At 70.3% G+C, this 12,392-nt stretch carries 10 protein-coding genes; 7 read left to right on the top strand and 3 right to left on the bottom strand.

Annotated elements, in window-relative coordinates; all coding sequences use genetic code 11:
* The first annotated feature begins 89 nt into the window (after positions 1-89).
* Together OG982_RS19105 and OG982_RS19100 are read left to right on the top strand one after the other, a co-directional pair.
* Positions 90-1,301, top strand: coding sequence for a pyridoxal phosphate-dependent aminotransferase (locus OG982_RS19105; protein ID WP_266785179.1), 1,212 nt, complete (start codon positions 90-92; stop codon positions 1,299-1,301).
* A 130-nt stretch (positions 1,302-1,431) separates the two neighbouring features.
* The gene (locus tag OG982_RS19100; protein ID WP_266785181.1) at positions 1,432-1,836 is read left to right on the top strand and encodes a hypothetical protein; all 405 of its coding nucleotides are present in this window, start codon (positions 1,432-1,434) and stop codon (positions 1,834-1,836) included.
* Between the two features lie 127 nt (positions 1,837-1,963).
* On the opposite strand, the gene OG982_RS19095 is transcribed toward OG982_RS19100, so the two are convergent.
* Positions 1,964-2,395 (bottom strand): hypothetical protein, encoded by a 432-nt coding sequence (locus OG982_RS19095; RefSeq protein WP_266948951.1) that lies wholly within the window; start codon positions 2,393-2,395, stop codon positions 1,964-1,966.
* 138 nt (positions 2,396-2,533) lie between these two features.
* Between OG982_RS19095 and OG982_RS19090 the strand changes: the two genes are divergently transcribed.
* The 4 genes from OG982_RS19090 to OG982_RS19075 are packed head-to-tail and all read left to right on the top strand — an operon-like array spanning position 2,534 to position 7,039.
* A complete protein-coding gene (locus OG982_RS19090; protein ID WP_266785185.1) occupies positions 2,534-3,619 on the top strand; it encodes a substrate-binding domain-containing protein in 1,086 nt (361 codons plus the stop codon).
* Between the two features lie 12 nt (positions 3,620-3,631).
* The gene (locus OG982_RS19085) at positions 3,632-4,819 is read left to right on the top strand and encodes a toxic anion resistance protein (protein WP_266785187.1); all 1,188 of its coding nucleotides are present in this window, start codon (positions 3,632-3,634) and stop codon (positions 4,817-4,819) included.
* Positions 4,816-6,435: a VWA domain-containing protein gene (locus OG982_RS19080; RefSeq protein WP_266785189.1), complete on the top strand. Its 1,620-nt coding sequence runs from the start codon at positions 4,816-4,818 to the stop codon at positions 6,433-6,435. Before OG982_RS19085 ends, OG982_RS19080 begins: the two co-directional genes overlap by 4 nt.
* Complete coding sequence (locus OG982_RS19075) at positions 6,422-7,039, top strand: hypothetical protein (protein ID WP_266785191.1); 618 nt, start codon at positions 6,422-6,424, stop codon at positions 7,037-7,039. Before OG982_RS19080 ends, OG982_RS19075 begins: the two co-directional genes overlap by 14 nt.
* A 91-nt stretch (positions 7,040-7,130) precedes the next feature.
* Here the strand turns inward: OG982_RS19075 and OG982_RS19070 are convergent, their stop codons facing one another.
* Positions 7,131-8,966, bottom strand: coding sequence for a phosphoenolpyruvate carboxykinase (GTP) (locus OG982_RS19070; protein ID WP_266785193.1), 1,836 nt, complete (start codon positions 8,964-8,966; stop codon positions 7,131-7,133).
* A 220-nt stretch (positions 8,967-9,186) separates the two neighbouring features.
* On the opposite strand from OG982_RS19070, the gene OG982_RS19065 reads away from it, so the two are divergent.
* Positions 9,187-9,858, top strand: a complete 672-nt coding sequence (locus OG982_RS19065) for a hemolysin III family protein (protein WP_266785195.1) — start codon at positions 9,187-9,189, stop codon at positions 9,856-9,858.
* Between the two features lie 95 nt (positions 9,859-9,953).
* Here the strand turns inward: OG982_RS19065 and OG982_RS19060 are convergent, their stop codons facing one another.
* Positions 9,954-12,383, bottom strand: a complete 2,430-nt coding sequence (locus tag OG982_RS19060) for a galactose oxidase-like domain-containing protein (protein ID WP_266791856.1) — start codon at positions 12,381-12,383, stop codon at positions 9,954-9,956.
* Positions 12,384-12,392: the final 9 nt, after the last annotated feature.

Below are 12,392 nucleotides of genomic sequence, written 5' to 3'. Positions count from 1 at the left end.
CTCCGCATCGCGCGAAATGGGGCATACCGGCCTTGGTCTGCGGCCCGGAATTCGCTGCGGGGCCCCGGCAGGGCCCGTAAGCTCCCGTCATGCAGGTGATCCAGTCAACGAAACTCGCCAATGTCTGCTACGAGATCCGCGGACCCGTCCTCGAAGAGGCGATGCGGCTCGAAGCGGCAGGTCATCGCATCCTCAAGCTCAACACCGGCAACCCCGCGGCCTTCGGCTTCGAGTGCCCGCCGGAGATCCTTGAGGACATGCTCCGCAACCTGGGCAACGCCCACGGCTACGGGGACGCGAAGGGGCTGCTCTCCGCGCGCCGCGCGGTCATGCAGCACTACCAGACCAAGGGCATCGAGCTGGACGTCGAGGACATCTACCTCGGCAACGGAGTCTCCGAGCTGATCCAGATGTCGATGCAGGCGCTGCTCGACGACGGCGACGAGGTGCTCGTCCCCGCGCCGGACTACCCCCTGTGGACCGCCTCCGTCAGCCTCGCCGGCGGGACCGCCGTGCACTACCGGTGCGACGAGCAGTCCGACTGGATGCCGGACCTCGCCGACATCGAGCGCAAGGTCACCGACCGCACGCGCGCGATCGTGATCATCAACCCGAACAACCCGACCGGCGCCGTCTACGACGACGAGATGCTGCGCGGGCTGACCGACATCGCGCGCCGCCACAACCTGATCGTCTGCTCGGACGAGATCTACGACCGGATCCTCTACGACGGCGCCACGCACACGAACACCGCCGCGATCGCGCCGGACCTGCTGACGCTCACCTTCAACGGGCTCTCCAAGAACTACCGCGTCGCCGGCTACCGGGCCGGCTGGATGGCGGTCTGCGGCCCCAAGAAGCACGCCTCGTCGTACATCGAGGGCCTGACGATCCTGGCGAACATGCGGCTGTGCGCCAACATGCCCTCGCAGCACGCCGTCGCCACCGCCCTCGGCGGCCGGCAGTCGATCAACGACCTGGTGCTCCCGGGCGGGCGGCTGATGGAGCAGCGCGACACGGCGTACGACCTGCTGACGCAGATCCCCGGCATCACCTGCGTGAAGCCGAAGGGCGCGCTGTACCTGTTCCCGAAGCTGGACCCGTCCGTCTACAAGATCAAGGACGACCGGCAGATGGTCCTCGACCTGCTGCGGGAAGAGAAGATCATGGTCGTGCACGGTACGGGCTTCAACTGGCCCGACCCCGACCACTTCCGGATCGTGACGCTGCCGAACGCCAAGGACCTGGCCGACGCGGTGACGCGGATCGGCAACTTCCTCGACGGCTACGGCCAGATGTAAACCGGTTACGCACGGTTACCCGTAGCCACTCGGCCACAGTGAGGCAGCTGTCGTCTCACATCCGGATGGAACTCAACTTTAGAACGGATCCAATGTAGGATGGCCTCCTGACCACGCAGGAGGCCCCCTCATGTACGAGCCGATCCGCACCAAGTCGGTCGTCCACCGTATGGGCACCGGCCACGGCGACCGCCACGACGACTACCCCCACCGCAGCCGCGGCGAAGCGCTGGACATCCAGCTCGCCGGGCACCTGGCGGCCCTCCTCGCCGTCACCGACGAGCTCGGGCTCGACGAGAGCGCCGAGCGGATCGCCGGCCAGGTGGCGCGGCTGCGCGGGGCGCAGCCCGTCCGGGTTCCGCACGCCCCCACCGGGGACACCGCCGCCCTGCACCAGCGGGCGCACGACCTCGCCGCCCGCGCGCTGCTCGTCGCCGCGTCCCGGGCCGACACCACCGCCGCGATCCTCGCCGCCGAGCGGATGGACGCGCACGCCGCCGCCCTCGACTCCGTCGGCCTGGCAGGCGCCCACTGACGGCCCCGGTCCGGGGCCGCGGAGGCTCCGGACCGGGTGCCATTACCCCTGCGGGGACGCTGAACGCGACCCGCCCGCGGGGCTGCGCCCCAGCGCCCCTGTGCTCCGCGGCACCGGCCCCGCGCCCTCACCCCCCGCCCGGCTCCGGGGCGTCGTCGGCCACGCCGACATGGGCCACCCCGCACCACGGGGTCGTGGCCGGGGGCCAGACCGGGCCGATGGCTTCCGCGTGTTCCGGGTTGTGCGGGGTGACGCCCGGGATCTTCACCAGGGACTGCGCCGACCGGCTTCCCGGTGTCGCCTCCGCCCGGTCGCGGAATTCCACCGTGACGACGTAGGAGCCCCGGCCCGTCGCCTCGACCCCGGCCACCACGCGGCGGCTTGCGGGATCGATTCGGCACCCGGTGACCCGTACCGATTCCGCCACCGCCGGGGCCGGCGGCGACGCCGGATCGCCGCTGGCCCACACGTACAGCCCCAGCGGGGCGAACACCAGCAGCCCGGCCAGGACCACCAGCCCGACCAGCCAGCCCTGCCATTTCAACGCGCTCACGCCCATGGCGACGATCCTCCCGGCCTCCCGCCCCGCCCACCAGCACCCACGGACTCACACAGCATTTCGAAGTGGGACCGCCTGGACACCTGACGTTCATTCAACTCATCGCGGAATGTGGGTTTCCGCGAGCACGCTGCACCCGTGAGACGCATCCTAGGAATCGCTCTGGCGGTCCTCCTGATCGGCGGCGTGATCGCCGTCATCGTCATGGGGGGCGAAGGCTCAGAGGGCACGGCAACGAAGACCGTGCGCGGCGTCATCGGATCGGAGAAGTCGGAGTACTTCCGCGATCCCGACGTGGTCAAGGCCCTTGCGGACAAGGGCTACACCGTGAAGACGGAGACCTCGGGCTCCTGGGCGATGGACCAGCTCGCCCTCAAGGAGTTCGACTTCGCCTTCCCCAGCAGCAGTGAGCCCGCCAAGGAGATCGAGGCGGCGGCCGGGGTCAAGGGCGCGCAGGTCGCGAAGCCCTTCTTCTCGCCGCTCGTCGTGATCGCCCGGCCGAACGCGGCCAAGGTGCTGACCGACAACGGTCTCGCCCGGATGACCGGCAAGAACTCCGGCACCCTCCTGATGGACCCGTACCTGAAGGCCGCCGGCGAGGACCGCAACTGGCAGCAGCTGAGGGGCAGCGAGCCCTTCCCCGAGCTGACGGGCCGGATGTTCATCAAGACCACCGACCCGGCGACCTCGAACTCGGGCGCGCTGTTCCTCGCCGCGACCTCCAACGTGGCCAACAACCTGAACGTCGTCTCCGACGACGCCGGCATCGACCGCACGCTGCCCCTGATGCGCAAGCTGATCTCCGTGCAGGGCGCCCTGGAGCCGAGCACCGACGACCCCTTCCGGGCCTTCATCAGCGGCAGCGGCGAACCGCTCATCCTGGCCTACGAGTCCCAGGTGGCCTCGCTGCTGCTGCAGAAGCAAGGACACGGGGACGCCGAGAACATGGTGGTGCTCTACCCCGACACCACCGTGAACTCCCCGCACACCTTCGTGCCGATCAGCGACGACGCCAAGGAGCTCGGCAGCCTGCTGGCCACCGACCCGAAGCTGCGCGAGCTGGCGATCCGTCACGGGTTCCGCCCGCAGGAGGGCGTCGCGGAGTTCACCGCGGCGACCGCCCCGCACGCCGCCTACCTCAACCCGGGGCTGACCGGCATCCGCCAGGTCGGCGCTCCCACCGTCAAGATCCTGATGGCGCTGGCAGCGCGCGCCAAGGAGTAGGGGGACCACACCATGTCACTGACACCACCCGAAGACACCCCGCTCGTCCTCACCGCTCCCGAGCCCGTCGCCCCCGTCAAGCGGGAGCAGGCCTCGGGTCTGGTCCCGCTGCAGGACGGCGTGCGCGAGGAGATGGCCCGCCGGGCCGGGGAGTACGTCGGCTCGCTCGCCGGGATCGACGCCCGCTCGCCCGAGTTCGCCACCCGCATCGGCGAGATCACCGGGCTCGGCTCGGCGGACATCCGGGGCGCCGCGCAGCAGTCCAACCGGATGCTGGAGCGGGCCGTGCGCTCCCTGGGCTCGGACGGCGGCGGCGACGCGCAGGCCCGCGTCGCGGGTTCGCTGGTGGAGCTGCGCCGCACCGTCGAGGACCTCGATCCGCGGGACACGCCCGCGAAGGGGGCGCGCAGGCTGCTGGCGAAGCTGCCCGGCGGCAACAAGTTCCGCGACCACGTGGCCAAGTACGCCTCCTCGCAGGCCACCCTCAACCGGATCGTCGGCGCGCTGCGCGGCGGCCAGGACGAGCTGCGCCGCGACAACGCGGCGCTGCACACCGAGCGGGCGCGGCTGTGGGAGACCATGGGCAAGCTCCAGGAGTACGCGGTGCTCACGGAGGCCCTGGACGGGGCCGTCGAGCAGCGCGTCGCCGAGGCGGAGCGCTCCGATCCGCAGCAGGCGGACGCGCTGCGGGCGGACGTGCTGTTCCCGGTCCGCCAGAAGCACCAGGACCTGCTGACTCAGCTGGCCGTGTGCGCGCAGGGCTACCTGGCGATGGACGTGGTCCGGCGCAACAACGACGAGCTGATCAAGGGCGTGGAGCGGGCCGCCACCACGACGGTGTCGGCGCTGCGGATCGCGGTGATGCTGGCCTCGGCGCTCGACAGTCAGCGCAAGGTGGTCGAGCAGGTCAACGCCTTGAAGGGCACCACCGAGGACCTGATCCGGGGCAACGCGCAGATGCTGTCCACGCAGAGCGGGGAGATCCAGCGGATCGCCGCCGATCCGGCGGTGGGCGCGGAGACGCTGCGGACGGCTTTCGCACAGATCTACGAGACGCTGGACGCGATCGACACGTTCAAGGTGCAGGCCACCGAGAACATGGCCGCGACGGTGGAGTCCTTGACCGGGGAGCTGCGCAGCGCCTCGGCGTACCTGGCCCGGACCCGTACGGCCGGCGCCCTGGAAGGCGGCGAGCGATGAGCATCCGTGGCGCGCTGGTGCGCGGACGACTCGCGGTGGCGCTCACGCTGGCCGCGACCTTGCTGGGGGCCACGGCCTGTACCTCCGACGCCGACGGCGGGAAGGCGAAGCCCGCGGAGTCGAAGTACCAGGAGGGCAAGCTGCGGGTGCTGGCCTCCAGCGAGCTCTCGGACATGGAGCCGGTGCTGAAGGCGGCGAAGGCGGCCACCGGGGTGACGGTGGAGCTGACCTCGTCGGGGACGCTGGACGCGGTCGAGCAGGTCGCCTCGGGGAAGGCCGACGGGAAGTACGACGCGATCTGGCTGTCCTCCAACGACTACTTGCGGCTGCGGCCCGAGGCGGCCGGGAAGCTGAGCTCGGAGACCCCGGTGATGTCCTCGCCGGTGGCGATCGGCGTGAAGCCGCAGGCGCTGGCGCGGCTGGGCTGGACGCCCGGGGAGGTGACCTGGTCAGCGGTGCACGAGGCGGTCGCCGCCGGGAAGCTGACGTACGGGATGACGGATCCGGTGCGCTCCAACTCCGGTTTCTCGGCGCTGGTCTCGGTGGCCTCGGGACTGTCGGGCGCGCAGGCGGCGCTGACGCAGGCGGACGTGAAGACCGCGCAGCCCAAGCTGAAGGAGTTCTTCGCCGGCCAGAAGCTGACCTCGGGTTCCTCGGGCTGGCTGGCGACGGCGTACACCAAGCGCGGGGACGTGGACGCGCTGGTGAACTACGAGTCGGTACTGCTGTCCTTGAACCGGGACGCGAAGACGGACTTGACGGTGGTCCGCCCGAAGGACGGCGTGGTCACGGCGCACTATCCGCTGACGCTGCTGACCTCGGCCCCGGCCGGGGCGCGCGAGTCGGGCCGGGCGCTGACGGAGTACCTGCGCGGCGCGGACGCGCAGAAGGCGATCACGGAGCAGACCCTGCGGCGGCCGGTGGCGGCCGGGGTCATGCCGGCGGCCGGGCTGGACGCGCAGAAGCGGCGCGAGCTGCCGTTCCCCGGCACCCGGTCGGTCGCGGACGGGCTGCTGGCCTCGTACGAGAACGAGCTGCGGCGGCCCTCGCGCACGGTGTACGTGCTGGACACCTCGGGCTCGATGGCGGAGGAGAACCGCATCGGGCGGCTGAAGTCGGCGCTCACGGAGCTGACGGGCACGGATGGTTCGGGCACCGGGCAGCGGTTCCGGGACCGCGAGGAGGTGACGCTGCTGCCCTTCGGCGACCAGGTGAAGAAGGTGCTGACGCACGTCGTCGAGCCCGGCGATCCGGGGCCGGCGCTGGAAGCGATCCGCGGTGACGTGAAGTCGCTGCGGCCGGAGGGCGGTACGGCCGTGTACGGCAGCCTGAAGGCGGCGTACGAGCACCTGGGCAAGGGCGACGCGGACGCGTTCACCTCGATCGTGCTGATGACGGACGGGCAGAGCGGCGACAAGGTGAAGGACTTCGACTCCTTCTACGCCTCGCTGCCGCAGGGGCAGAAGCACACCCCGGTCTTCGCGGTGCTGTTCGGGGATTCGGACCGCAAGGAGCTCACGCACATCACCGATCTGACCGGCGGGCGCCTGTTCGACGCGACGGACGGCAACGGTTCGCTGGACGGAGCCTTCGAGGAGATCCGTGGCTACCAGTAGAGCCAACAGGCTGCTCGGCTATCTGGAATCGAAGAAGAACCTGGCCGGCTGCGCCTGTGGCGTGGCCGGGCTGGGCCTGACCGTCACCGGGGTGGCCGGCACGTACTGGCCGGTCGTGGTGGCGGGCCTGTACGGCGCGGGCGCGCTGATCGCTCCGCCGGAGCGGGTGGCCCCGCCGGACTTCGACGATCCGCAGACGCAACTGGGCCGGGTGCGGGAGCAGTTCGGGCAGCTCCGGGAGTACCTGGCGGAGGTGGAGCTGCCGACGGCGGCCGCGGGGCGGCTGGCGGAGCTGCTGGAGCTGTACGGGGCACTGCTGGAGCCGGGCTGGGTGGCGGAGGTGCTGGCCACCGAGCCGGAGACGGTGTACGCGCTGTCTCGGGCGATCCGGCTGGACGTGCCGGAGTGCGCGGACACGTACAACCGGGCGCGCTGGTGGAACCGGATCACGCCGGGCGGGGAGTCGCCCGAGCGGCATCTGGAGCGGCAGCTGGACGTGCTGTACGAGGAGGCGGAACGCCTGACGGCGGACCTCCGCGAAGCAGAGGCCCGCCGTCAGCAGACGCACACGACCTACCTGGAGGAGCGCGGACAACACTCCTGACAGGTATTGACTTTGGCCGGTGCTGCGGTGGGAACCGCTTGGTCGGGGGCTCCCACGTTCAGGGGCCCGGAGCGGAGTCCGGGCGTCGGGCTCAGCCCAGGCGCTCGACGAGCGCGTGGTACTGGTCCCACAGCTCCTTGGGAGTGTGGTCGCCGTAGGTGTTCAGGTGCTCGGGGACCAGGGCGGCCTCGTCGCGCCAGATCTCCTTGTCGACGGTGAGCAGGAAGTCGAGGTCCTCGGCCGGCAGGTCCAGGCCGTCGGTGTCCAGGGACGCGACGGTCGGGAGGATGCCGATGGGGGTCTCGACGCCCTCGGCGGTGCCGTCGAGGCGCTCGACGATCCACTTCAGGACGCGGCTGTTCTCGCCGAAGCCGGGCCACACGAACTTGCCCGCGTCGTTCTTGCGGAACCAGTTCACGTAGTAGATCTTCGGGAGCTTGGCCTGGTCCTTGCCCTTGGCGACGTCGATCCAGTGGCCCATGTAGTCGCCCATGTTGTAGCCGCAGAACGGCAGCATGGCGAACGGGTCGCGGCGCAGCTCGCCGACCTTGCCCTCGGCGGCGGCGGTCTTCTCGGAGGCGATGTTCGAGCCGATGAAGACGCCGTGGTTCCAGTCGAAGGACTCGGTGACCAGCGGGACGGCGGAGGCGCGGCGGCCGCCGAAGAGGATCGCGGAGACCGGGACGCCCTTGGGGTCCTCCCACTCGGGGGCGATCGTCGGGCACTGGGACGCCGGGACGGCGAAGCGGGCGTTGGGGTGGGCCGCCGGGGTCTCGGACTCCGGGGTCCAGCGGTTGCCCTTCCAGTCGATGAGCTCGGCCGGGGGCTCCTCGGTCATGCCCTCCCACCAGACGTCGGAGCCGTCCGGGGTGAGCGCGACGTTGGTGAAGACGGTGTTCGCGTACATGGTCTTCATGGCGTTGGCGTTGGTGTGCTCGCCGGTGCCGGGGGCCACGCCGAAGAAGCCGGCCTCGGGGTTGATCGCGTACAGGCGACCGTCCTCGCCGAAGCGCATCCAGGCGATGTCGTCGCCGATGGTCTCGACCGTCCAGCCGGGGATCGTGGGCTCCAGCATGGCCAGGTTCGTCTTGCCGCAGGCGCTCGGGAACGCGGCGGCGATGTACTTGGGGGCCTCGGCCTCACCCTGCGGCGGGGTGAGCTTGAGGATCAGCATGTGCTCGGCGAGCCAGCCCTCGTCGCGCGCCATGACGGAGGCGATGCGCAGCGCGTAGCACTTCTTGCCGAGGAGGGCGTTGCCGCCGTAGCCGGATCCGTAGGACCAGATCTCGCGGGTCTCGGGGAAGTGCGAGATGTACTTGGTGGTGTTGCAGGGCCACGGCACGTCGGCCTGGCCCTCGGCGAGCGGAGCGCCGAGGGTGTGGACGGCCTTGACGAAGAACCCGTCGGTGCCGAGCTCGTCGAGGACGGGCTTGCCCATGCGGGTCATGGTGCGCATGGCGACCGCGACGTAGGCGGAGTCGGTGATCTCGACGCCGATCGCGGAGAGCTCGGAGCCGAGGGGGCCCATGCAGAACGGGACGACGTACATCGTCCGGCCCTTCATGGAGCCGCGGAAGATGCCCTGCTCGCCCGCGAAGAGCTCCTTCATCTCGGAAGGGGCCTTCCAGTGGTTGGTCGGGCCCGCGTCCTCCTCCTTCTCGGAGCAGATGAAGGTCCGGTCCTCGACGCGCGCGACGTCGGACGGGTCGGAGGCGGCGTAGTACGAGTTGGGGCGCTTCGCCGGGTCGAGCTTCTTGAACGTGCCCTTCGAGACGAGCTCCTCGCACAGGGCCTCGTACTCGGCTTCCGAGCCGTCGCACCAGACGACGCGGTCCGGCTGGGTGAGGGCTGCGATCTCGTCGACCCAGGAGACCAGCTCCTGGTGGCTCGTCGGGACGGTGGTGGGAGCCGCGTTGTCGCGCGCCACGATTGCTCCTTGTTGAGGGGTTTGTTTGGTGTTTGCCCCGTGGGGGCTGCGACCCGGACGCTTCGCGCTCCGCTCATCCGGTGCCGACCGCACTCATCTGATCATCCGGTGCATGTGCGCATATGTCCAGAGGGCCTCTCACGTGAGCATCGCCACTCCCGTCAATCTTCCGTAAAGAGGACTAACGGAAACCTACGGACCCGTAGGTAGCATGGCGGCCATGACTTCTGATGCCGCCGCGTTGGCCGTGCCGGGACCGGAGACCAAGCCGTTGATGCGCGGCTGGCTGCACACGGGGATGTTTCCCGCCGTGGTGGTCGCGGGCCTGGTGCTGATGGCGTTCACCGACTCGACCCGCGCCCGGGTGGCCTGCGGGGTCTACATCCTCACGGCCTGCCTGCTCTTCGGCGTCAGCGCGGTGTACCACCGGGGGACCTGGGGGCCGCGCGGCGAGGCGATCCTGCGCCGCCTCGACCACGCCAACATCTTCCTGATCATCGCGGGGACGTACACCCCGCTGACCGTCCTGCTGCTGCCGCCGTCCACCGGGCGGACGCTGCTGTGGGCGGTGTGGATCGCGGCCGCGGCCGGCATAGCGTTCCGCGTCTTCTGGGTCGGCGCCCCGCGCTGGCTGTACACCCCGTGCTACATAGCGATGGGCTGGGCGGCCGTCTTCTTCCTGCCCGACTTCCTGCGGACCGGCGGGATCGCGGTGCTGGTGCTGGTGGTCGTCGGCGGTCTGCTCTACAGCGTGGGCGGCGTCATCTACGGGATGAAGCGCCCGAACCCCTCCCCGCGCTTCTTCGGCTTCCACGAGGTGTTCCACTCGCTGACCCTCGCCGCCTTCGTCGCGCACTACGTCGGCATCTCGCTCGCCGCGTACCAGCACTAGCGGCCGACGGCGGCCGGGCATGACGGTGCCCCGGCGGTGGGGGACGCCCACCGCCGGGGCACCGTCCTGCGACGGCCGTCAGGTGCGTACGCCCGTCAGCAGGCGTACCCGTCGCGGTCCGGGTCGAGGCGCAGCGGGTCGCTTCCGTTGACCTTCATGCGCTTCGGGTACTTGTGGGAGGCCAGCCAGTCGCAGCGGGCCCTGGTCGTGTTCTTCACCTCCGCCGGGAAGTTCGTCGGGACGCAGAGGTTGACCGAGCCGTAGTGGCGGTCGCAGCCGGCCACGCTGGGCGCGACGGGCACGGAGTCCCGCTTCGCCGGGTTGGTCTTCGGGGCCGCCTTCAGGGCGTCCGCGAAGTCGTGGACGTGCGGCGAGGGCTGCTCGCCGCCGGCGGCGGTCTTCGCCAGCGCCGCCGGCCCGCCGAGGTGGACCCAGGTCGCGACGGACGGGATGCCGTTCGCGTCGACGCCGAAGAGCATGTACCAGCCGGGCGGGGCCAGGTTGGGGTTGCTGGTGACGTTGAGGTCGATGGTGGTGTTGTTGACGACCGTCATCGGAAGGTCCACGAACCGCTGGTTCGGGTCCGAGGAGTGCGTGACCGCCGCCGGCCGGATCAGCTCCGCCTTGACGATCGGGCGGTCGACGGTGATCCGCTGGGTGTCTCCGTAGACCCACTCCGTGTCGATCACCGAGGTGAGCTTCGGGCGGGCGCCCTTGAACAGGTACGGCGGGGTGTAGATCGACACGTTGTGGTTGTACGTGCCGTTGCCCGGGTTGTCGCCGACCGTCATGACCCGGCCGTCGGGCAGCAGGAACGCGCCCGAGTGGTACGTCCGCGGGATCGGGTCCGCCGGCAGCCCGGCCTTGTACGTGTTGGTCACCGGGTCGAAGAACGAGGCCTCGTACACCGGGTCGGCCCGGTCGTGCAGCCCGCCGCCGGTCTCCAGCACCTTGCCGTCCGGGAGCAGGACGGCGGACACGTACATCTTGCCCTCGGCGCCGGTCTGCGGCCGCTTGACGCCGCCGACGTCGACCAGGCCCTGCGGGAGGTCGGGTCCGGCGGTGTAGGCGGGGCTGGGCGCCTTCAGGTCGATCAGCTCGGTGAGCCGGTTCGCCGCCGGGTTGGTCTCGTTGTTGCCGCCGCCGATGGTCAGGACCCGCTGGTCCTGTGCCGGGGGCAGCAGCACGCTGGCGGACTCGTCGCGCTCGTCCTTCTTGCGCAGCCCGGGCACGTCCGTGATGGTGTTGGCGCCGTAGTCGTAGATCGACGCGCCGCTGCCCTGCGTCCCGTTGCCGAAGGTGTGGCTGCCCGAGTAGAACAGCCGGCCGTCCTGCATCAGGATCATCGAGGGGTACAGGCCCCAGTACGACCAGGTCTGGTTGACCTCGTTCATCGGCAGCCACTTGCCCTGCGCCGCCGAGAACTTCTCCGCGGTCACATTGCCGGTCGAGTCCTCCTTCAGGCCGCCGAAGGAGATCACGTCGCCGTTGCCGAGGACCGTCGCGGACGGGTACCAGTGCCCGCCGTTCATGTCGTTCGTCCTGGTGTACTTCTCGGTCGCCGGGTCGAAGACGTAACTGTCCTTCAGGCCCTGGTAGCCGATCTTCCCGTCGGCGGACGGATAGCCCTTGTTGCCGCTCATCACGAGCACCCGGCCGTCGGCCAGCTGCACGTGGCCCGAGCAGAACATGTCGACGGGCGTCGGGATCGTCTTGAACGAGCCGTTCGCCGGGTCGTACACGGCGGAGGTGAAGGTGCCCGCGTTGAACTGGGCGATGTCGTTGCCCGAGCCGGCGATCAGCAGCACCTTGCCGTTCTTGAGCACGACGGCGTGCATCGAGCGCACCGGGTTCTTGGCGGGGATCACCTCCCACTTGCCCGTGGCGCACTCCTGTGGCGTGCCGGTGCAGCCGGGCTGCGGCGGAACCGCCCCGACCTCCTCCAGCGCGTAGTCGTCGGTGGTGAGCGTTCCCACGCCGTAGACCGACAGCCCCCACGCGATCTTGTCGGTGTTGGGCGGCACGGCGGGCGTACGGACCTCCGTGCGCGCCCAGGCCGCGCTGACCGGCGGGTTCTGCAGGTCGGTCCAGTACTGCCAGCCCGCCGCGGTGTCGTGGCGGAAGACGGTCACCGACACGTCCGGGGTGTTCGACTTGTACCAGGCGGACAGGTCGTACTGCTTGCCCGGCACCACGGTCGGCGCGCAGGCGGTGTTCTCGGTGACGAGGGCCTTGCGGTCGCCGTCGACGCGGCGCGTCAGCGAGACCTTCATGGCCTTGGTGCCGGTGTGGGCGTCGGCGACGGTGGCGAAGGTGAAGTCGTTGTCGCCCCAGCCGGATTTGGACCAGCAGGACGGCATGTCGGAGCCGGCCGCGCCGGCGGTCTCGAAGCCGGGGTTGCTGAGCAGATTGGGCGGTCCGGCCGTGGCCTGCTGCGGTGCGGTGAGCAGCAGGCCCGCGGTCATCGCCCCGACGGCCAGCAGGGCGGCCCGCCGCCCCGCCGGTCGCCGTTCGTTCAGGCGCATGGACATGTT

It is taken from the genome of Streptomyces sp. NBC_01551, from assembly GCF_026339935.1.
Taxonomy (GTDB): Bacteria; Actinomycetota; Actinomycetes; order Streptomycetales; family Streptomycetaceae; genus Streptomyces.
This window is presented reverse-complemented; position numbering and strand designations above follow the sequence as displayed.

Excerpts from the sequence above, each read along its gene's own strand:
- OG982_RS19085 (WP_266785187.1), top strand. The coding sequence starts at position 3,632 with ATGTCACTGACACCACCCGAAGACACCCCGCTCGTCCTCACCGCTCCC.
- OG982_RS19060 (WP_266791856.1), bottom strand. The coding sequence starts at position 12,383 with ATGCGCCTGAACGAACGGCGACCGGCGGGGCGGCGGGCCGCCCTGCTG.
- OG982_RS19065 (WP_266785195.1), top strand. The coding sequence starts at position 9,187 with ATGACTTCTGATGCCGCCGCGTTGGCCGTGCCGGGACCGGAGACCAAG.
- OG982_RS19080 (WP_266785189.1), top strand. The coding sequence starts at position 4,816 with ATGAGCATCCGTGGCGCGCTGGTGCGCGGACGACTCGCGGTGGCGCTC.
- OG982_RS19095 (WP_266948951.1), bottom strand. The coding sequence starts at position 2,395 with ATGGGCGTGAGCGCGTTGAAATGGCAGGGCTGGCTGGTCGGGCTGGTG.
- OG982_RS19105 (WP_266785179.1), top strand. The coding sequence starts at position 90 with ATGCAGGTGATCCAGTCAACGAAACTCGCCAATGTCTGCTACGAGATC.
- OG982_RS19100 (WP_266785181.1), top strand. The coding sequence starts at position 1,432 with ATGTACGAGCCGATCCGCACCAAGTCGGTCGTCCACCGTATGGGCACC.